Here is a 20259-nt window from a genome sequence, read left to right as displayed (position 1 = left end):
GCGTGGGGGGTCAGCTGATGGACTTGATCAGCTCACCGTTGCTGGTGTCGCCGCTGAGCTCCCAGAAGAAGGTGCCGCCCAGCCCCTGCTGCTGCTTGTAGGTCATCTTCCCGGCGATGGTGGCGGGGGTGTCGTAGCTCCACCACTGGTTGCCGCAGCGCGCATAGGCCGTCCCGGCGACGGTGCCGGTGGCCGGGCAGGAGTTCTTGAGCACCTTGTAGTCCTCGATGCCCGCCTCGTACGTTCCGGGCGCGGCGCCGGTCGCCGTGCCGCCGGGTGTGCTCTGGGTGACGCCGGTCCAGCCGCGGCCGTAGAAGCCGATGCCCAGCAGCAGCTTGGAGGCCGGGACGCCGAGCCCCTTGAGCTTCTGGATCGCCGCGTCGGTGTTGAAGCCCTGCTGCGGGATGCCGTTGTAGGAGGTGAGCGGGGAGTGCGGGGCGGTCGGGCCCTGGGCCGCCCAGGCACCGAAGAAGTCGTACGTCATCGGGTTGTACCAGTTCACGTACTGGGCCGCGCCCGCGTAGTCGGCGGCGTCGATCTTGCCGCCGGAGGAGGCATCGGCGGTGATGGCCGCGGTCACCAGGTTGTTCTGCCCGAACTTGGCGCGCAGTGCGGACATCAGCTTGGGGAAGGCGGCCCTGCCGCTGGTGTCACAGCTGTTGCCGCAGGCGTTGGGGTACTCCCAGTCGATGTCGATACCGTCGAAGACATCGGCCCACCGCGGGTCCTCGACCAGGTCGTAGCAGGACTGGGCGAAGGCGGCGGGGTTCCTCGCGGCCTCGCCGAACCCGGCGGACCAGGTCCAGCCGCCGAAGGACCACAGCACCTTGAGCTCCGGATGGAGCTTCTTGAGTTTGCGGAGCTGGTTGAAGTTGCCGCGCAGCGCGCCCGCGTCCCAGGTGTCGGCCTTGCCGTCGACGCTGGTCGCCGCGTCGTAGGCCTTGTCGTAGTCGGCGTAGGCATCGCCGATGGCGCATTTGCCACCCGTGACATTGCCGAACGCGTAGTTGATGTGCGTCAGTTTCGCCGCCGAACCCGAGGTCTCGATGTTCTTCACGTGGTAGTTGCGCTGGTATATGCCCCATTCGGTGAAGTAGCCGATGACCTTGTTCCCCGCTGCCTTCGCGCCGGCGGCGGGGGCCGCGGGGGCGGCGGTGGTGCCGGTCGTGTCCCGGCGGTCGCCGGCCACGGCCGAACCCGCCAGCAGGGTGGCGGCCAATACCGCCGTACAGAGCGCCGCGAGAGCGGCGAGCAGTCCGCGTGGTCTGAGCATGGAATCTCCTCGGTGGGGGGTGAGGGGAGAGTGAAGTGCCCGACGACCTGCCGAGATCTTGACATGCACGCGCAGGGCGCGGTGCAAAAAAGGTAGAAGGACTAGACCAGTGGGGTCAATGGTCTGGGCCAATGCTCTTCCGTTGTCGTGCCCGGTCCCTGCCCGGGTTCCGTCCGCCGTCCGTCCGCTGCCGGTCCGATGCCTGTCCGTCGGCCGTCCGCCGCCGTCCGTTCGCTCCGTGCCCGTCGGACGGTCCGCCCGCCCCGTCCGGGGTGCCGTCCCGCGCGCTGTCCGAGAAGCTGTCCGAGAAGGTGGTTGAAGATCGGCCGACCGGTGACGGAGGGCTGCCGATCGGGCATACTCCAACCGCCGCGGTGCAGGTCATCACCCGCTCGAGACCCGATGGGAACCGGCCGGCCAGCGGTGACAACGGCGGTGCCGCCCCACCCCCGGCCGCCCGCCGCCGCGCGCCCGACAGGGAGAGGAGAGCGCCGCCATGACCGATCACGGCCCGCAGCCGGTGGAACGCGACCTGCCCACCGAGGAGGCCCGCGATCTGATCGCGCTCGTACGCGAGCTGATCGACCGCGAGATCCGGCCCCGTGCCGCGGAGGAGGAGGCAGCCGGCCGCTTCCCCCGTGAGCTGTTCACCCTGCTCTCCGAATCCGGGCTGCTGGGGCTGGTCCATCCCGAGGAGTTCGGCGGCGGGGGCCAGCCGTACGAGGTCTACCTCCAGGTGCTCGAGGAACTGGCCGCGGCGCGGCTCACGGTCGGCCTCGGGGTCAGCGTGCACACCCTGGCCTGCCACGCGCTCGCCGGGTTCGGCAGCAAACAGCAGCTGGCCGAGCATCTGCCCGCGATGCTGGGCGGTGGACTGCTCGGCGCGTACTGCCTGTCCGAGCCGTCCTCCGGTTCCGACGCAGCCGCCCTGACCACCCGTGCCACCCGCGACGGCGACACCTGGACGCTGGAGGGCACCAAGGCGTGGATCACCCACGGCGGTGTCGCCGACTTCTACACCGTGCTCGCCCGCACCGGCCCCGAGCGCACCCGTGGCATCAGCGCCTTCCTGGTCCCCGGCGACGCCCCCGGGCTCAGTGCCGCCGCGCCCGAGCACAAGATGGGCATGAACGGCTCGCCCACCGCGCAGATCCACCTCGACGGCGTACGGATCCCGGACGCCCGGCGCGTCGGCGACGAGGGGCAGGGCTTCGCCATCGCGCTGTCCGCCCTCGACGCGGGGCGGCTGGGCATCGCGGCTTGCGCGGTCGGCGTCGCCCAGGCGGCGCTGGACGAGGCGCTCGCGTACACCGCGCAGCGCCACCAGTTCGGGCGGCCGATTGCCGACTTCCAGGGGCTGCGCTTCATGCTGGCCGATATGGCGACGCAGATCGAGGCGGGGCGGGCGCTCTATCTGACCGCCGCCCGGCTGCGGGACGCGGGCCGCCCGTTCTCCAAGCAGGCGGCCATGGCGAAACTGTTCTGCACCGACGCCGCCATGCGGGTCACCACGGACGCCGTCCAACTCCTCGGCGGATACGGCTACACGGCGGACTTCCCCGTGGAGCGGTTCATGCGCGAGGCCAAGGTGCTGCAGATCGTGGAGGGCACCAACCAGATCCAACGGGTCGTCATCGCCCGTGCCCTGGCGGGCCCGGAGAGCCGCTGACGGGCACCGCCGCCGGTGTGGCGGTCCGGGGGCGCGGCGATGCCGGGCCCCCGCCGTCGGGCTCCCAGGTCCTGTCCTGCCGGGCGTCGCGGACCCGCGAAGACCGGCAGGGCACGCTCTAGACGCGCGGTGCCGTGCCCCGGCGCAGCACCGGCATGGTGATCGGCCGCGATCCGGGACCGCCGATGTGCGAGAACGGCTGGGTGCGCCAGTCCAGACCCTCCGGCAGCGTCAGCAGCAGCGCCGCGTCCGCCTCCTGAACGTCGAGCGACGCGTCGGTGGGGGAGGTGTCGGCCACCCCGCGCCCCGTACCGGCGCACACCGTGAGCCCGAACGGGTCCCACGGGGACGGGCACAGCGCATGCTCGGGGAGGACGTCCTCGTCCGCGAGCAGGGCGATGGGCCGCGCGCATTCCGGGCAGACGACCCGGAACATCTCGTAGGTCTCGTTCTCGTGGGATTCGACGTCGCCTTCGTCGAGGCGCTCAAGGTAGGGCATGAGTTTCCCCCTCGGGTGGGCTGGCCAGGCGCGTCGGCCTCGACCACAGCAAGCATTTCCCGCGCTGCCCGGGAGGTAATCTCCGCACTTCCGTGGACGCCGCCGACGGGATGTGGTGTTCGTCACATGCCCGGCGCAGATGCGGTGAACAAGGGCCGTACGGCCCCCGTCCCGGGTCCTGGGCACCCGCTGTGCCGGATCGCCCGCGACCACATAAGGTGATCGGCTGTGGAGGAGTTGGACAGACAAATCGTGGAGCTGCTCGTCAAGGACGGGCGGATGAGCTACACGGACCTGGGCAAGGCCACCGGCCTGTCCACATCGGCCGTGCATCAGCGGGTCCGCCGCCTCGAGCAGCGTGGAGTGATCCGCGGCTACGCCGCCGTGGTGGATCCGGAGGCCGTCGGCCTGCCGCTGACCGCCTTCATCTCGGTGAAACCCTTCGATCCCAGCGCGCCCGACGACATCTCCGAGCGGCTCGCCGAGGTGCCCGAGATCGAGGCGTGCCACAGCGTGGCGGGGGACGAGAACTACATCCTCAAGGTGCGCGTCGCCACCCCGCTGGAGCTGGAGCATCTGCTCAGCCGGATCCGTTCGCTGGCCGGGGTCTCCACCCGCACCACCGTGGTCCTCTCCACTCCCTACGAAGCGCGCCCGCCGCGCGTCTGACCGGCCCCGGGCGCGCCTGCCGGGCGTGTCCCCTCCGGATCCGGCGCGCCCGGAGCGCGCCACCGGAATCCGCCCCGCGAGAACCCGTCCCGCGAGAACCGACCCCACGAGGCAGCCCGCCGTGAACGACCCCACCCTTGACCGGACCGCCGAGGGCCGCACCGTGCTGCTGCGCGGCGGTGAGGTCCACAGCCCCGCCGATCCGTTCGCGACCGCGATGGTCGTCGAGCGGGGCGCCATCGCCTGGGTCGGCTCCGAAGGCGCCGCCGACAGCTTCGCCGACGGGGTGGACGAGGTGATCGAGCTGAACGGGGCGCTGGTGACGCCCGCGTTCACCGATGCGCATGTGCACACCACCGCCACCGGGCTCGCCCTCACCGGGCTGGACCTCTCCGGTGCCCGGACGCTCGCCGACACCCTGGACCGGGTCCGTGCCCACGCAGCCGGCCGCCCCGGGGACCGGGTGCTGCTCGGGCACGGCTGGGACGCCAGCGGCTGGCCCGAGGGCCGTCCGCCCCGCCGCGCCGAGCTCGACGAGGCCACCGGCGGCCGGCCCCTCTATCTGACCCGGGTCGATGTGCACTCCGCGGTCGTCACCACAGCCCTGCTGGACCTGGTGCCGGGCGTGTCGGACCTCGCGGGGTACCACCCCGACGCGCCGCTGACCGGCGCCGCCCACCACGCCGTACGCGCCGCCGCCCAGGGAAGCGTGACCGTGCGGCAGCGCGCCGACGCCCAGCGTGCCGCGCTGGCCCACGCCGCCTCACTGGGCATCGGTTCGCTCCACGAGTGCGCGGGCCCGGAGATCTCCGGCGAGGACGATCTGACCGGGCTGCTGGCCCTGGCCGCGGCCGAGCCGGGACCGCGGGTGTTCGGGTACTGGGCCGAGGCCGCCGAGAGCGCCGCCGACCTGGAGAAGGCGCGTGCGCTCGGCGCGCTCGGCGCCGCCGGAGACCTCTTCGTGGACGGTTCCCTCGGCTCCCACACGGCGTGTCTCCACCAGCCCTACGCCGACACGCCGCACACCGGCACCGCCTACCTGGACCGGGCCGCCGTCACCGCCCATGTCGCGGCCTGCACCGAGGCCGGGGTCCAGGCGGGGTTCCACGCCATCGGCGACGCCGCCGTCGGCGCCGTGGTCGAAGGGGTGCGCGCCGCTGCCGAGCGGGTCGGCCTGGCCCGGGTGCGGGCCGCCCGCCACCGTGTGGAACACGCCGAGATGATGACCCCCGAGACCATCGCCGCCTTCGCCGAACTCGGCCTCACCGCCTCCGTCCAGCCCGCCTTCGACGCCGCCTGGGGCGGCGAGGAGGGGATGTACGCCCAGCGCCTGGGCGCCGGACGGGCCAGGACCCTCAACCCGTACGCGGCCATGCTGCGGGCCGGGGTGCCGCTCGCGCTCGGCTCCGACAGTCCGGTCACCCCGCTCGACCCCTGGGGCACCGTGCGCGCCGCCGCCTTCCACCGCACTCCTGAGCACCGCGTGTCGGTCCGCGCGGCCTTCACCGCGCATACGCGCGGCGGCTGGCGGGCCATCGGCCGCGATGACGCGGGTGTCCTGGTCCCCGGCGCGCCCGCCGACTACGCGGTCTGGCGCACCGGTGAGTTGGTCGTCCAGGTCCCCGACACGCGGGTCGCCGGATGGTCGACCGATCCGCGGTCGGGCACGCCCGGCCTGCCCGATCTCACCCCCGGCGGTCAACTGCCCGTGTGCGTGCGCACGGTGGTCGGCGGACGCACCGTCCACCTCCGGCCGGACGAGTGACGCGCGGGCGCCCCGTACCGCCGAACGATGATCCCCCGGCCTGTCGCGGCATCTGAACACCGTCCGTACTGACCTGGTCATTTGAGGAAACGGCGCAGGTCATGCGGCTGTTGACAGGGTGCGGTCGGTGGCCGGTAGGTTCGGCCGAGTCCACCACTGGACGCCCGACCGGGGAATCTTCACGCAGTCGTCGAACGCCGCTGGGCCAGAGGGAGACGCACCGCACCGGTGCGCCACCACTGGGAGCCAGGTCCAGCGCACGGGGGCGAGGGAGGGATCGCCGGGTCGGCAGGTGCGACCCGGGAGGGGCCCGGACGCTCAGTAGACAACGGCTCTCGGTCGACCCGCAGCCAGCGGGTCCCAGGTCGGCCCGAAGGGCGTCGGGCCCCCATCCGCACGCACACGGCGGACCGCCCCCGGCCGCGGGGGCGGCGCCGCCGAGCCCCAGGAACCCCGGCCGTGGCAGTGGCGAAGCGTCCGCACCCCAGGAGCACATTCCGTACCTCGGGACCACTTCCGCGCGCTCGCGTTATACGGTCACCTCACCACAGCACGCATTGCAGGAAGGCCGAACGTGCCCCCGGGTTCCGACACCACCGCCGAAGCCGCTTCGCCCGGCCCCGCCGCCGACCGACCGGGCGGGACGCCCGGGCCCGCCGCCGAGCCGCCGTCCGGCGACGGCGAGACGCCCGTGTCCGCCGCCGCGGACCGGCCGGGCCGGTTCCGCCGTCTGGGGCTGCTGGCCCGCCGGGAGGCGGGCCGCAGCCTGCTCGCGGCCGTCAGCGGCCTCGCGCTCGGCTTCGCCTTCCCGCCGTTCGGTGTGTGGCCGCTGTCCCTGCTGGCGGTGGCCGCGCTGGCGCTGCTCACCCACGGCCGTACCGCCCGGCAGGGCGCCTGGACGGGCTTCGCGTTCGGGCTGCCGTTCTTCGCGCTGCTGCTGAAGTGGCTCAGCGTGATCGGCTGGGACGCCACGATCGGCCTGTCCGTCATCGAGGCGGCCTTCATGGCGCTGCTGGGCGCCGGGCTGGCCCTGGTCTCCCGGCTGCCGGTGCCGGCCCTGTGGCCGCTGTGGACGGCCTGTCTGTGGGTCGCCGAGGAGTGGGCCCGGGACCGTACGCCGTTCGGGGGCTTCCCCTGGGGGCGGCTGGCCTTCGCCAACACCGGTTCGCCCTTCACCCCGCTCGCCGCGCTGGGCGGTGCCCCGCTGGTCACCTTCGGGGTGGCGCTGGCCGGCGGGCTGCTGGCCTCCGCGCTGCTGACCGGATGGCGGCTGCGCGGCGCCTTCTCGCCGCGCGCCGCGCTGCCCGCCGTGGGCGCGCTGGTGGTCGCCGGGGCGGTGACCGCGGCCGGGTCCACGGTGCCGATCCCGACCGGGGCCGCGAAGTCGGTGGACATCGCGGTGGTCCAGGGCAATGTGCAGCAGCCCGGAATGGACTTCCTGGGCCGTCCCATGAAGATCCTCAACAACCACGTCGAGGCCACTCTCGCCCTGGCCAAGGACGTCAAGGCCGGGCGGATCAAGAAGCCGGACCTGGTGATCTGGCCGGAAAACGCCTCCGACCTCGACCCCTTCCAGTACAAGGAGGCCTACGCCCGGATCGACGAGGCCGTGAAGGCCATCGACGTCCCGGTCCTGGTCGGCGCCCTGGTGGACCACCCCACCAAGGAGGGCTACGTCGAGAACCAGGGCATCGTCTGGGACCCGAAGGAAGGTCCCGGCGCCTCGTACACCAAGCAGCACCCGGTGCCCTTCGGTGAGTACGTGCCCTTCCGCCAGCAGCTCAGCAAGGTCATCACCCGGCTCCAGCGGGTGCCCCGCGACTTCTACCCCGGTGATCACACCGGGGTGCTCCAGGTGGGCCCGGCCCGGCTGGGCGATGTGATCTGCTTCGAGGTGGCGTACGACGAGATCGTCCGCGACACGGTCAATGCGGGTGCCCGCGCGATCGTCGTACAGACCAACAACGCCACCTACGGCCGCAGCGGCCAGCCCGACCAGCAGCTGGTCATGTCCCGGCTGCGGGCCATCGAGCACGGCCGTCCGGTGATCACGGCGGCCACCAGCGGGATCAGCGCCGTCGTCTCCCCGGATGGCACGATCGAGCAGCGGACGAAAGAATTCACGCAAGATGTGCTCACCGCGCGCATCCCCCTGCGTGACGGCAAGACCCTCGCCGACCGCGTCGGTGCGACCCCGGAGTGGGTGCTCGCTATGGTGGGCCTTCTGTCCTGCGCGGCCGCGATCATGATTGGCCGTCGGGGACGTACGGACGAGAAGGGGCAGTAGCCGTGAGCGACGCACGCGAGGCCGACGAGCCGCAGAACAAGGCCGACGAGCCGCGCACCGAGGCCGACGGACCGCGCACCGGGGCGGAGGGGCCGGGCGAGGCGGCCGGGGAGCGGCCGGGCGAGGGGGACGCGGCCGCGGAGCCGCGCCGCAGCACCCAGGACGACGGCGGCCGCCGCAAGTACGGCCCGCTCGGCAGCATCTTGGTGATCATTCCGACCTACAACGAGGCGGAGAACATCAAGCCCATCGTCGCCCGGGTCCGGGAGTCCGTCCCGGACGCCCACATCCTCGTCGCCGACGACAACAGCCCCGACGGCACCGGCAAGGTCGCCGATGAGCTCGCGGTCGAGGACGACCATGTGCGGGTGCTGCACCGCAAGGGCAAGGAGGGGCTCGGCGCCGCCTACCTGGCCGGGTTCCGCTGGGGTATCGAGCACGGCTACGGCGTCCTGGTGGAGATGGACGCCGACGGCTCCCACCAGCCCGAGGAACTGCCCCGGCTGCTGACCGCGCTCAAGGGTGCCGACCTGGTCATCGGCTCGCGCTGGGTGCCGGGCGGACGGATCGTCAACTGGCCCAAGTCCCGTGAGTTCATCTCCCGCGGCGGCAGCACCTACTCCCGGCTGCTGCTCGACGTCCCGATCCGGGACATGACGGCCGGGTTCCGCGCCTTCCGCAAGGAGACGCTGGAGGGTCTGGGCATGGAGGCCGTCGCCTCCCAGGGCTACTGCTTCCAGATCGACCTGGCCTGGCGCGCCGTCAAGGCGGGCTTCCACGTCATCGAGGTCCCGGTGACCTTCATCGAACGCGAGCGCGGCGAGAGCAAGATGAGCCGTGACATCGTCACCGAGGCCGCCTGGCGGGTGATGACCTGGGGTGTGAGCAGCCGGGTCAACAAGCTGCTGGGCCGTAAGAACGCCTAGTCACAGCCTGCGTTTACCGCTCGGAGTAGTCCCACGGGCATCCGGCCGTTCCGTCCCCGAGACTTGAGGCGGAAGGAGGCGGAACATGCCTAAAACGACCATGAAGAGCAGCAAGAGCTCATCGCGCCGGACGTCGATGCCCCGCCGGGGCGCCAAGGGCGGCACGATGGAGTCACAGACCAAGGAAGAGCTCTACCGCAAGGCCAAGAAGGCCGGTATCGAGGGCAGGTCGCAGATGTCGAAGAGCGAGCTCATCTCGGCACTGCGGCACCGCTGATACCGGCCGCGGGCGGTTCCCCTGCCCCTGCCCCCCGCCCGTGGGAGGGGCGGGGGGCAGGGGACCACTCATGTCCGGGGCCGGGGCCGGGGCCGGTGTCGGGCGGGCCCGGCTGTCCCGGGCCACGGCCGTGGTGGTCTTCCGGGACCTTCCCCGCGATCCGGGAGGAATCCGCCGCCCCGGGGTCCGCGTCCCCGCGGCGTCCGGGCACACTGGGGGCATGACGACCGGCGCACCGCAGCAGAGCGACCCGACCCGCCCGAAGCGCTCGCGCGCCCGCACCTTCGTACCGCTGGGGATCGCCGCCTGGCTGGTGCTGGAGATCTGGCTGCTGACCGTGGTGGCGCACGCCACCGGCGGGCTGACCGTCTTCCTGTTGCTGGTGGCGGGTGTGGTGGTGGGCGCGGCCGTGGTCAAGCGCGGCGGACGCCGGGCCTGGCAGAGCCTGACGCAGTCCATGCAGCCGGGCGCCGATGCCTCGAAACCCGCGGCCCGGCCCGGCTCCTCGTTCACCATGCTGGGCGGGCTGCTGCTGATGATGCCGGGGCTGATCTCCGATGTGGCCGCCCTGGTGTGTCTGTTCCCGCCGACCCGCGCGCTGCTGCGGCGCCGTGCCGAGGGGGCGCTGTCGCGCCGGATGGGATACGTCCCCGGTGCGCCCGGCGATCCGTTCCGCCAGGCCCGGGAGGGCGGCGGGCACGGTAGGCGGCAGGGCGAGGACGGTCAGGTCATCCAGGGCGAGGTGATCCGCGACGATGAGCGCGCCGAGGGCCGTGACACCGGCCGTGGTGACGGCGGGGGCGCCGTCCGGGGCGAGATCCGGGGCGAGGAGGACGGTCCGCGCTCGGCGCACCGCGACTGATCCGTGGCCCGGGGCCGGGGAGGCGCCGGGGAGACCAGGACGCACGAGGGCCGGGGGGGCCCCCCCGGGGGGGGGGCCGGCCCGGGGGGGGGGGGGGGTGGGGGGGTGGCGCGGGGGAGACCTGCCCGCAGGTGGGCGGGGGCCCCCGCTCGGGGGGGCCCCCGGCCCTCGTATGTTCGGTGCTTCCTTGAGGTCCGCGGATCAGGCGGACTTGCGGTTGTCCCGCGGATGCACGGCGATGTTCATGGCGCCGGAGCGCAGGACCGCCAGCCGCTCGGCCAGCACCTCCTCCAGCTCCTCGCGGGTGCGCCGCTCCATGAGCATGTCCCAGTGCGTGCGCGCGGGCTTGCCCTTCTTCTCCTCAGGACCGTCGCCGTCCACCAGGAGTGCCATGGCGCCGCACGCCTTGCACTCCCACTCCGGCGGGATCTCCGCCTCAACCGAGAACGGCATCTCGAATCGATGTCCGTTCTGGCATGCGTACTCCACCGCCTGGCGCGGGGCCAGATCGATGCCGCGGTCGGTCTCGTAGCTGGTCACCACGAGTCGCGTGCCGCGGAGAGCTCGCTCACTCATGAATCGTGCCTCCCGGGCTTGTCGCCCACAGGACAGGTGTCGCTGTCGTCGTCATCCGGTCAACGTCCGGTCGGCGGTGAAGATTCCCGTGTTGGGACATGCGTCGCCCGTCGTGCCGCCCCGTTGTTCTACCCACAGGCGCCCGGTTTGTCACATCTGGCAGCAGATGTCACCCAGCGTTTCTGGTACTTTAGCGCGCAGTAACGGTCCGCCTGGTAGGCCAAGGGCGTACACTACCGCTCCACTGCCCCGAGCTCGAAATCAGGTCCCCGTTCTGTCCGGGATCCGGCCTTCGGTGCCGCCCCGCGCGACCACCTCCGAGCGCTCCCCGGGGGCGGTGGGGATTGCGAAGAGGCGCAGGAAGAACTGTGACAGCGGCCCGATGGTCAGCGCAAAGAGCACGGTTCCGGCACCCACGGACCCGCCCAGGAAGTATCCCGTCACCAGCACCGTGACCTCGATACCGGTGCGCACCAGACGGATCGAGCGGCCGGTGCGCCGGTGCAGTCCGGTCATCAGCCCGTCCCGCGGCCCCGGTCCGAAGCGCGCCGAGATGTACAGCCCGGTGGCCGCGCCGCACAGCACGATCGAGAAGACCAGCAGCGGGATCCGCACCGCCAGCGCCTCGGGTGCCGGTACCAGCCACAGGGTGGCGTCCGCCGCCGGTCCCACCACCAGCACATTGGAGACCGTGCCCAGGCCCGGCCGCTGCCGCAGCGGTATCCACAGCAGCAGTACGACGGCGCCCACGATCATGGTCACCGTGCCGAACGAGAGCGGGACGCGCTTGGTGATGCCCTGGTTGAGGACGTCCCAGGGGTCGAGGCCGAGGGTGGCCCGCAGCTGCAGTGCCATGGAGGCGCCGAACAGGGTGAGTCCGACGTAGAGCTGGGTGAGACGGCGGGCGAGGCGGCGGGATCCCCCCGACGGATCTGCGGACAACGTGCCCTCCTGCTTCCTGTTCTGATCGGCCTCACGGCCTCGTGGCCCGGGTGCCCTGGTGGTGATGGGCGGTGGCATGTCACTCTGTCCCCCGGGACCAGTCCAGTTCCATGGCCAATCCGTGAAAGGTGGACCGCTTTCGATGAGTCCGTGGACCTCCGCGGTGGGGGCACCGCAACTGGCGCGGCTGCTCGGATCGCAGCACACCCGCGACCGTACCCCCGAGGGCGCGGTGGCCTCACTGAACGGCGGCCGCCGGGTGCCCGCGTACCGCGCCCTGGCCGACGGGGTGCGGCTGCTGATTCTGGAGGGCCGGGTTCCGGTCGCCGCCCGGCTGCCCGCCGAACGGGAACTCGCCGCCGCCCTCGCGGTCAGCCGCACCACGGTGGCCGCCGCCTACGAGGCGCTGCGCGGTGAGGGGTTCCTGGAGTCCCGGCGCGGCGCCGGGAGCTGGACCGCCATGCCCGCCGGGAGCCCGCTGCCCACCCGGGGGCTGGATCCGCTGCCGCCCGAGGATGCCGCCTCGGTGATCGACCTCGGCTGCGCCGCGCTGCCCGCCCCCGAGCCCTGGCTCACCCGCGCCATGCGCGGTGCGCTGGACGACCTCCCGCCGTACGCCCACACCCACGGCGACTACCCCGCCGGGCTGCCCGCCCTGCGCCAGGCGCTCGCCGACCGCTACACCGCGCGCGGCATCCCGACCATGCCCGAGCAGATCATGGTCACCACCGGCGCGATGGGCGCGGTGGCCGCCGCCTCGCGGCTGCTGGTGCGCCCCGGTGAGCGCGTCGCCGTCGAATCGCCCAGTTACGCCAACATCCTCCAGCTGATGCGCGAGGCGGGCACCCGGCTGGTCCCCGTCGCGATGGCCGACCGGCTCGGCGGCTGGGACATCCCGTCCTGGCGCCAGGTGCTGAGCGCCGCCGCGCCCCGGATGGCCTATGTCGTGGCCGACTTCCACAACCCCACCGGCGCGCTCGCCTCCGAGGAGCAGCGCCGCCGGCTCGTGGACGCCGCCAGGTCGGCCGGCACCGTCCTGGTCGCCGATGAGTCCATGGCCGAACTCCGGCTCGACCAGGACGTGGAACTGCCGCCTCCGCTGTGTTCCTTCGACCCGGCGGGCAGCACCGTGATCACCGTCGGCTCGGCGAGCAAGAGCTTCTGGGCCGGACTGCGCATCGGCTGGGTGCGCGCGGCCCCCGAGGTGATCCGCAGTCTCGTCGCCGCCCGCGCCTACGCCGACCTGGGCACCCCCGTCATCGAACAGCTCGCCGTGGCCTGGCTGCTGAACACCGGCGGCTGGGAGGAGGCCGTCGCGATACGCCGTGAGCTCGCGCGCGGCCACCGCGATGCGCTGGTGGGCGCGCTGCGCCGCCATCTCCCCGACTGGGAGTTCACCGTGCCGCACGGCGGGCTCACCTTGTGGGTGCGCACCGGCGGCCTCTCCGGCTCGCGGATCGCCGAGGCGGGCGCGCGGCTGGGGGTGCGGGTGCCGTCCGGACCGCGCTTCGGGGTGGACGGGGCCTTCGAGGGCTATGTGCGGCTGCCGTTCACCGTGGGCGGCGCCGTCGCCGACCAGGCCGCCACCCGGCTGGCCGCCGCGGCCGAACTGGTCGCCACCGGCGCGGTCACCGAGGCCGAGGCCCCGCGCACCTACGTCGCCTGAGCCCGCGCCGCCTCCGCGCGGGCGGGCGAGGGGCGCTCAGGCGCCGGACGGGGCCGAGGTCCGGGGCGGTTCCGCCGGCTGTCCGGCCGGGCCGCCCTCCGGCCGCGGCAGCAGTCTGAGCACCGCCTGCCGCTGTGCCTCGCTGGTCGCGTCGTCGTACGGATCCGGGGTGGCGGGCACCTGGAGCCGGTGCACCGGTCCGGTGCCAAGCCGGGCGTAACCGCGGCCCGCGGGCATCTCCGGGGTCGGGGTGGTGTGCGGCGGCGCGCCGAGGACGGCCGCCGCCTGGTCGAAGGAGGCCGGGCCCAGCACCACCCGGGCCCGGGTGTGGGTCCGCACCGCCTCGGTGAGCCCGTCCGCGGTGTCGAGCTGGTCCGCGACCACCACCCGTACGTTCGCCGCCCGGCCGTGCCGCAGCGGTACGGCCAGCAGCTCCTGCGGATCGGGGCGGCCGTCGGCGGCGGCCAGATGGCTGAGCACCGACGGGCGGTCCAGCAGGATCCACAGCGGGCGCTGGATGTCGTCCGGCAGCGGATGGCCGAGCTGCCGCGCGCGGTTGGCGGCGATCAGCCGCCGCTCGGTCTCGTGCCCCGCCCACTCCAGCGTCGCGAGCGTCCCGGCCAGTCCGCACTCCACCGCCAGCACTCCGGCCCGTCCCGCCAGACACGCGTACTCGCTGGTGCCGCTGCCGTCCACCACCAGGACGTCCCCGTGGTGCAGCGCCTGGAGGGCGATGGAGCGCAGCAGGGTCGTGGTGCCGCTGCCGGGCTGGCCGAGGGCCAGCAGATGCGGTTCGGTGGAGCGCGGTCCGGTGCGCCAGACCACCGGCGGGACATCGCGGGTGGCGGGCTCCTCGGCCGCCCCGTCCCGGCCGCCTGCCTGCCGCGCCCCCTTCCCGGGTGGGTCCGCGGCACCGCCCTCGCCGCCCTCATGGCCTTCACCGCCCTCCAGCACCGGCAGGGTGCGCTGGACGGAGGAGGTGTCGGTGAAGCCGAGCACGGTCTCACCGGGGGTGGTGACGAAGCGCTGGGCGCAGATCGCGGTGGACAGCGGGGGCAGCACCGTCAGGGTGAGCCGGTTCGCCTCCTCGTCCCAGGCGAAGAGGTACTCCCGGCCGCGACCGGACTTGGCGTGCAGCAGCTGTTCGATCCGTGCCCGGGAGGAGGGCTCGCCGTCGGTGAAGTACGCCGGATAGCGCAGGTGCAGCTTGGTCAGCCGGCCGCCCTCGTCGAAGGCGTAGGACTCGAAGGCGTCCGACCACTCCCCGCCGTGGGCGTACAGCGGACTGGGGTCCTCGGCGGCCGAGAAGTAGGGCACCAGCGCCTCGTAGAGGGTGCGCAGCCGCTCGGTGCCGTCCGGTCCGGGGCCGTCCGGGGCGGCGGCGCGCTCCCGGCCCGCCCAGCACGCCGCTCCTATCAGGCAGACCCCCGCCACCAGCGGCCCGTACGGCAGCAGGAAGACGACGAACACCCCGCAGGCCGCGAGGAAGAGCGCCGGGCCGCGGCGTTCGCCCGGCAGCTCCCCCCACATCCGCCGCCCCGAGGCGGCCATCACGCGCAGCCCCCGGGTGAGCGCGATCAGCGGGTGGAGCACATCGGCGGCGCTGTCGGCCGCCGTCCGGGCGAAGTCGCGGCCGCGCAGCAGGGGGTCAGGGGCGCTGCCGAGCCGGAGGCGGGGGAGTCGTGCCACGTCAGATCTTGATTCCGCCCAGCAGGCTGGCCAGGCTCGCGCCGCCCGCCTTGATGCTCGGGGCGATCGCGGTGCTCGCCAGGTAGAAGCCGAAGAGGGCGCAGACGATCGCGTGGGACCCCTTGAGGCCGTCCTTGCGGAAGAACACGAAGACGACGATGCCGAGCAGTACGACACCGGAGATGGAGAGGATCATCACGGGCTCCTGGCTGGTGGGGGACGGTCACCATGAGTTGTTCCAGGCTCACAGCATGTATCCATCTAGGGAAAGGTGCAAATGGGTGGATTATCGGTGTAATCATCACAATGGGTGTGCTCTGGAAGGGGCGGGCGGCCCGGTGCGGGGATCCACCCCCGCGCCCTGCCCGCCCTGGGGTGGACGTGATCGCGTAGAAGTGATCACCTAGCGGGACGAGCCGGAAGCCGAGCCGGAGGCGAGACGCCATGAGCGAACCGAACGAGCCCGCCCACGACCCGGAGGTGCTCCAGCTGGCCGCCAAGGTCTTCGACCTGGCCCGGCGCGGCGACACCGACACCCTCGCCGCCTACGTGGACGCGGGCGTTCCGGCCAACCTCACCAACGACAAGGGTGATTCGCTGCTGATGCTGGCCGCCTACTACGGCCACCCGGCGGCCGTATCGGCCCTGCTGGAGCGGGGTGCGGACCCCAATCGCGTCAACGAACGGGGTCAGACCCCCATCGCCGGAGCCGCCTTCAAGGGTGAGGAGGAGGTGCTGCGGGTGCTGCTGGCCGGCGGCGCCGACCCGCGGGCCGGGTCGCCCTCGGCGGTCGAGACGGCGCGGATGTTCGGACGGCAGGACCTGCTCACCCTGTTCGGGGCGCCGGAAACCGACTAGGGCTTCGTTCAGGGGGTGGGCGAAGCGGTCGCCGGAGGCTGTGGTGCGGGGCTCGGGGCCGGTAGATTCGGGCCGGGGGAAGGAGCCTGATGGCCGAAAACCGGCGCACCGTACGCGATCTGCGGCGCGGCAACCGCTCGACACTGCTGCGCACGCTGTACTTCCAGGGGCCGGTGAGCCGCCAGGAACTGGGAGAGCTCACCGGGCTCAGCGCGGGCTCGGTCAGCAGCGTCGTCGCCGAACTGTTCGCCGACGGACTGGCGGAGGACGCCGGTTCGGTCGGCTCCGACGGCGGCCGTCCCCGGACGCTGCTGCGGGTCGCCCCCGGCAGCGGCCACCTCATCGGGGCCGACATCGGTGAAACCCACGTCCGGGTGGCGCTGTTCGACCTCGCGTTGACCGAACTCGCCCGATGGGAACACCCGCTGCGCCCCGGCCGCCCCGAAGCCGGGGCGGTCGTCGAGCACATCCTGACCGGAGTGGACCTGGTGCTGGCCAAGGGGGACGTTGCGGCCGACGCGGTCATCGGTGTGGGGGTGGGGGTTCCCGGCATCGTCGAGCGGGATCCCGAGGCCGTCGTCCACGGCCAGACCTTCGGCTGGGACGCGGTGCCGCTGGAACGGCTGCTGCGTGCCGGTACGCCGCTGCCGCTGTTCATCGACAACGGCGCCACCGCACAGGGCCAGGCCGAGATGTGGTTCGGGGCCGGACGGGACGCGGACACCGCCGTGATCGCGCTGATCGGCTCGGGTGTCGGCGCGAGCATCGTGACCGGCGGTTCGCCCTACCGTGGCGCGACCAGCAGCGCGGGGGAGTGGGGCCACACCGTCGTCCAGGTCGGCGGACGCACCTGCCGGTGCGGCGCGGTCGGCTGTCTGGAGGCGTACATCGGGGCGCGGGCGGTGCTGGACCGCTACCGGACCCGGCGCGGCGGGGGCATCGCGCCGGGCGGGGGCTCCCTGGACGGGTGCGAGCCCGCCGGATCCGGCCCGGTCTCCGCCGCCGGGCAGCAGGAGGCGTTCGCCGCGCTGCTGCGGGCCGCCGCCGACGGGGCCGACCCCCGGGCGCGCGAGGTCGTGGAGGAGGCCGCGGCCTACCTCGGTGCGGGCATCGCCGACCTGGTCAACCTGTTCAACCCCGAGCGGATCATCCTCGGCGGCTGGGCCGGACTGCTGCTGGCCCGTCATGCCCTGCCGGTGGTCAGGGAAGCCACCGCCCGCTACGCGCTGCGCCGTCCACTGGCCCGGACCGAGATCACCGCGGCCGCGCTCGGACCGGACGCGGTGGCCCTGGGTGCGGCCACCCTTCCGCTGGCCCGGTTCCTCGGCACCGGGGGCCGGACATGAGGTTCCGGTGATCTCCGGAGCTCTTCGGTGGGTTCGACTCCTGTCCGTTTCAGGGGAGTTGAGGAGGGCGCCGTCTCAAGTTCTTTGAACCAAGAAGGTCCAGACCTGTTGACATGGCGTAAACCCGGCTGGACATTATGTCTTCCCGGGAGGTGATGTATGACGGCCCAGGCAGCCCAGCCCCACCCGCTCACCGTTGGGCGCGGCCAGCGGCGCGGCGCCCGCTCCCCGGTCCTGTGGGCGCTGTACTTCGACTCCCCGCTCACCAGGCGGCAACTCACGCTGCGTACGGGCCTTGACGCCACCGCGGTGGACGCAGCCGTCGATGAACTGCTCCTGGAGGGCGTCCTCATCGAGCCGGAGACGGACCGGCCGGGCCCGGCGCCGCTGCGGCTCGTCCGCGCGCACCGGTACGTCATCGGCGTCGACGTCGGGGAAACCCGGGTGCGCGTCGCGCTGTTCGACCTGGCGCTGAACCGGCTCGCCGCCGCCGACCATCCGCTGTCCGCCGGACGGCATGATCCGGACATCGTTGTCGGCCATGTCCTGGCAGGGCTCGACACCGTCATCGGCGCCGCCGGGGTGCCGCCGTCGGCGATCCTCGGTGTCGGTGTCGGTGTCGGCGTCTCGGGCGCGGTGGAGCGCGGGGCCGAGACACTCGTCCACGGCCAGAGCTTCGGCTGGGACGCGGTGCCGCTGGAGCGGCTGCTGCGCGCGGGTACGGCGCTGCCGCTGTTCATCGACAACGGCGCCGGCGCGATGGGCCGGGCCGAGCTGTGGTTCGGCGCCGCGCGCGGCGCCCGGCACGTGGTGGTCGCGCTGATCGGCTCGGGTGTCGGCGCGAGCATCGTGACCGGCGGGTCGCCCTACCGCGGCGCGACCAGCAGCGCGGGGGAGTGGGGCCATACCACCGTCCAGGCCGGGGGCCGCCGTTGCCGGTGCGGTGCGCGCGGCTGTCTCGAGGCGTACGTGGGGGCCGGAGCGGTCCTGGAGCGCTTCCGCCAGGCCCGGCGCGGCCGTCCGGTCCCGGGGGAGGACGAGGAGTCCGCGTTCGGCGCGCTGCTGACCGCGGCCGACACCTCACCCGCGGCCCAGCGCGTCCTGGAGGAGGCCGCGGTGTACCTCGGCGCCGGGATCGCCAATCTGGTCAACCTCTTCAACCCGCAGCGCATCGTCCTCGGCGGCTGGGCCGGACTGCGGTTCGGCGCCCGGATGCTGCCCCGGATCCGGGAGTCGGTGGCCGCGCAGGCCCTGCGGCGCCCCTACGCCCACACCGCCATCGAACTCGGCACGCTGGGACCGGACGGAGTGGCGCTCGGCGCCGCGACCCTCCCGGTGTGCCGGTTCCTCGCCGACGGCGCGCGTCCGCCGCGGACCCCCGTTCCCTGACGGCCCGTCCGGCCCCCGCGACCGCTCCCCACCGATGTTCCACCGGCCGTGACCGCACCGGCCGCAGCACCTTCCCCCGCGGACCGGCGACGCCCGGTCCACCCCCCACAGGAAGGCACCACGGTTCCATGCGAAGGACCCTGCGCACCACCGTGATCGGCCTGCTCTCGGCCACCGCCCTCGCCGCCACCCCCTGGTTCACCGCCCCGGCCGCCGCCGGGCAGGACGGCGGCGGCCGGACCGCCACCGCCACGTTCACCGAGGACTTCGACGGCCCGGCGGGCAGCGCCGTCGACGGCTCCCGCTGGAGCCATGAGACCGGCGACAACGTCAACAACCACGAACGGCAGTACTACACCGCCGGGACCGGGAACGCGGCGCTCGACGGCCAGGGAAACCTGGTCATCACCGCGCGCAAGGAGAACCCGGCCGACTACGCCTGCTGGTACGGCCGGTGCGAGTACACCTCCGCCCGGCTGTCCACCGCCCGCACTTTCACCACCGCCTACGGCCACGTGGAGACCCGGCTGAAGGTCCCGCGCGGCCAGGGCATGTGGCCCGCGTTCTGGATGCTGGGCACCGACATCGGCAGCGCGGGCTGGCCCGACTGCGGTGAGATCGACGTGATGGAGAACGTCGGCTTCGAACCGGGCACCGTACACGGCACCCTCCATGGCCCGGGCTACTCCGGCTCCGGCGGTATCGGCGCCGGTTACACCCTGCCGGGCGGCGCCGCGTTCGCCGACGCCTTCCACACCTTCGCCGTCGACTGGTCCCCGAACAAGATCACTTGGTCGGTCGACGGACAGGTCTACCAGACCCGCACCCCCTCCGATCTCGGCGGCAACCGCTGGGTGTTCGACCACCCCTTCTACCTCATCCTCAACCTGGCCGTCGGCGGCTACTGGCCCGGTGACCCGGACGGCAGCACCGCCTTCCCGCAGGCGCTCGTCGTCGACTACGTCAAGGTGACCGGCGGCACCTGACGACGCCCGGGGCGACCGGGACACCCGGGGCGTGCGGGGGCCGAGTAGCGTGCTCCCATGGACATCGGTGATGTGGTCGAGGACTTCGAACTTCCCGACGAGACCGGTACGGTCCGGACGCTGAGCGGACTGCTCGCGGACGGACCGGTGGTGCTCTTCTTCTACCCGGCGGCCATGACCCCCGGCTGCACCAAGGAGGCGTGCCACTTCCGCGACATCGCGGCGGAGTTCAGGGCCGTGGGGGCACAGCCGGTGGGCATCAGCGCCGACTCCGTCGAACGCCAGGCGGAGTTCGCCGGCCGGCACTCCTTCGGCTATCCGCTGCTCTCCGACCCGGAGGGCACCGTACGGGAGCGGTTCGGCGTCAAACGCGGACTGGCGGCGGTACCGACCAAGCGGGTCACCTTCGTGATCGGTACCGACCGCCGGGTGCTGGAGATCGTCAAGAGCGAGTTCCGGATGACGGTCCACGCCGACAAGGCGCTGGAGGCGCTGCGCAACACGGCGGGCTGACCCCGCCGGCCGCGCATACGAAAAGGCCCGCGAAAGGCCGACGGGCGGGCCGCTGACGGCGGCCCGC

General features: G+C 73.1%; 19 protein-coding genes. 13 read left to right on the top strand and 6 right to left on the bottom strand.

The window, feature by feature from the left end; genetic code table 11:
* Nucleotides 1-10: 10 nt before the first annotated feature.
* On the bottom strand, nt 11-1273 hold the full coding sequence (locus NMK44_RS12825) for a glycoside hydrolase family 18 protein (RefSeq protein WP_254741910.1): 1263 nt from the start codon (nt 1271-1273) through the stop codon (nt 11-13).
* A 496-nt stretch (nt 1274-1769) separates the two neighbouring features.
* On the opposite strand from NMK44_RS12825, the gene NMK44_RS12820 reads away from it, so the two are divergent.
* The gene (locus tag NMK44_RS12820) at nt 1770-2942 is read left to right on the top strand and encodes an acyl-CoA dehydrogenase family protein (protein WP_254741907.1); all 1173 of its coding nucleotides are present in this window, start codon (nt 1770-1772) and stop codon (nt 2940-2942) included.
* A gap of 118 nt (nt 2943-3060) precedes the next feature.
* Here NMK44_RS12820 and NMK44_RS12815 read toward each other — a convergent pair whose 3' ends face one another.
* Complete coding sequence (locus NMK44_RS12815) at nt 3061-3441, bottom strand: hypothetical protein (protein ID WP_254741904.1); 381 nt, start codon at nt 3439-3441, stop codon at nt 3061-3063.
* Between the two features lie 228 nt (nt 3442-3669).
* Here NMK44_RS12815 and NMK44_RS12810 point away from each other — a divergent pair, with 228 nt between their 5' ends.
* The 6 genes from NMK44_RS12810 to fxsA all read left to right on the top strand — a co-directional run bounded on the left by NMK44_RS12810 (nt 3670) and on the right by fxsA (nt 10227).
* A complete protein-coding gene (locus NMK44_RS12810; RefSeq protein ID WP_020866923.1) occupies nt 3670-4110 on the top strand; it encodes an Lrp/AsnC family transcriptional regulator in 441 nt (146 codons plus the stop codon).
* Between the two features lie 121 nt (nt 4111-4231).
* The gene (locus NMK44_RS12805; protein ID WP_374215263.1) at nt 4232-5875 is read left to right on the top strand and encodes an amidohydrolase; all 1644 of its coding nucleotides are present in this window, start codon (nt 4232-4234) and stop codon (nt 5873-5875) included.
* Nucleotides 5876-6449: 574 nt separating this feature from the next.
* Nucleotides 6450-8162: an apolipoprotein N-acyltransferase gene (lnt, locus tag NMK44_RS12800; RefSeq protein ID WP_254741901.1), complete on the top strand. Its 1713-nt coding sequence runs from the start codon at nt 6450-6452 to the stop codon at nt 8160-8162.
* A 200-nt stretch (nt 8163-8362) separates the two neighbouring features.
* On the top strand, nt 8363-9088 hold the full coding sequence (locus tag NMK44_RS12795; protein WP_254742590.1) for a polyprenol monophosphomannose synthase: 726 nt from the start codon (nt 8363-8365) through the stop codon (nt 9086-9088).
* 85 nt (nt 9089-9173) lie between these two features.
* Complete coding sequence (locus NMK44_RS12790; RefSeq protein WP_254741898.1) at nt 9174-9365, top strand: Rho termination factor N-terminal domain-containing protein; 192 nt, start codon at nt 9174-9176, stop codon at nt 9363-9365.
* 220 nt (nt 9366-9585) lie between these two features.
* Entirely contained in the window at nt 9586-10227 is a 642-nt protein-coding gene (fxsA, locus tag NMK44_RS12785) for an FxsA family membrane protein (protein ID WP_254741895.1), read from the top strand.
* 201 nt (nt 10228-10428) lie between these two features.
* Here fxsA and NMK44_RS12780 read toward each other — a convergent pair whose 3' ends face one another.
* Both NMK44_RS12780 and yczE read right to left on the bottom strand, forming a co-directional pair.
* A complete protein-coding gene (locus NMK44_RS12780) occupies nt 10429-10803 on the bottom strand; it encodes an RNA polymerase-binding protein RbpA (RefSeq protein ID WP_254741893.1) in 375 nt (124 codons plus the stop codon).
* Nucleotides 10804-11064: 261 nt separating this feature from the next.
* Nucleotides 11065-11745 (bottom strand): membrane protein YczE, encoded by a 681-nt coding sequence (gene yczE / locus NMK44_RS12775; RefSeq protein ID WP_489660292.1) that lies wholly within the window; start codon nt 11743-11745, stop codon nt 11065-11067.
* Between the two features lie 142 nt (nt 11746-11887).
* Here yczE and NMK44_RS12770 point away from each other — a divergent pair, with 142 nt between their 5' ends.
* Nucleotides 11888-13411: an SCO1417 family PLP biosynthesis transcription factor gene (locus tag NMK44_RS12770; RefSeq protein ID WP_254741890.1), complete on the top strand. Its 1524-nt coding sequence runs from the start codon at nt 11888-11890 to the stop codon at nt 13409-13411.
* 36 nt (nt 13412-13447) lie between these two features.
* Here NMK44_RS12770 and NMK44_RS12765 read toward each other — a convergent pair whose 3' ends face one another.
* Together NMK44_RS12765 and NMK44_RS12760 are read right to left on the bottom strand one after the other, a co-directional pair.
* Nucleotides 13448-15100 carry a hypothetical protein gene (locus NMK44_RS12765; RefSeq protein ID WP_254741887.1) on the bottom strand — a complete coding sequence of 551 codons (1653 nt, stop codon included), beginning with the start codon at nt 15098-15100 and terminating at the stop codon, nt 13448-13450.
* Between the two features lies 1 nt (nt 15101).
* Nucleotides 15102-15296, bottom strand: a complete 195-nt coding sequence (locus NMK44_RS12760; protein ID WP_254741884.1) for a hypothetical protein — start codon at nt 15294-15296, stop codon at nt 15102-15104.
* A gap of 248 nt (nt 15297-15544) precedes the next feature.
* Here NMK44_RS12760 and NMK44_RS12755 point away from each other — a divergent pair, with 248 nt between their 5' ends.
* The 5 genes from NMK44_RS12755 to NMK44_RS12735 all read left to right on the top strand — a co-directional run bounded on the left by NMK44_RS12755 (nt 15545) and on the right by NMK44_RS12735 (nt 20192).
* Nucleotides 15545-15958, top strand: coding sequence for an ankyrin repeat domain-containing protein (locus NMK44_RS12755; RefSeq protein WP_254741881.1), 414 nt, complete (start codon nt 15545-15547; stop codon nt 15956-15958).
* Nucleotides 15959-16047: 89 nt separating this feature from the next.
* A complete protein-coding gene (locus tag NMK44_RS12750) occupies nt 16048-17304 on the top strand; it encodes an ROK family protein (RefSeq protein WP_254741878.1) in 1257 nt (418 codons plus the stop codon).
* A 159-nt stretch (nt 17305-17463) separates the two neighbouring features.
* Complete coding sequence (locus tag NMK44_RS12745) at nt 17464-18693, top strand: ROK family protein (protein WP_254741875.1); 1230 nt, start codon at nt 17464-17466, stop codon at nt 18691-18693.
* 128 nt (nt 18694-18821) lie between these two features.
* Complete coding sequence (locus NMK44_RS12740) at nt 18822-19679, top strand: glycoside hydrolase family 16 protein (RefSeq protein WP_254741872.1); 858 nt, start codon at nt 18822-18824, stop codon at nt 19677-19679.
* Between the two features lie 57 nt (nt 19680-19736).
* The gene (locus tag NMK44_RS12735) at nt 19737-20192 is read left to right on the top strand and encodes a peroxiredoxin (protein WP_254741870.1); all 456 of its coding nucleotides are present in this window, start codon (nt 19737-19739) and stop codon (nt 20190-20192) included.
* The last annotated feature ends 67 nt before the right edge of the window (nt 20193-20259 follow it).

The sequence above is a fragment of the Streptomyces cucumeris genome, assembly GCF_024295805.1.
Classification (GTDB): Bacteria; Actinomycetota; Actinomycetes; order Streptomycetales; family Streptomycetaceae; genus Streptomyces; species Streptomyces cucumeris.
Note: the sequence above shows the minus strand (reverse complement) of the source record. Positions and strands in the feature narration are given on the sequence as shown.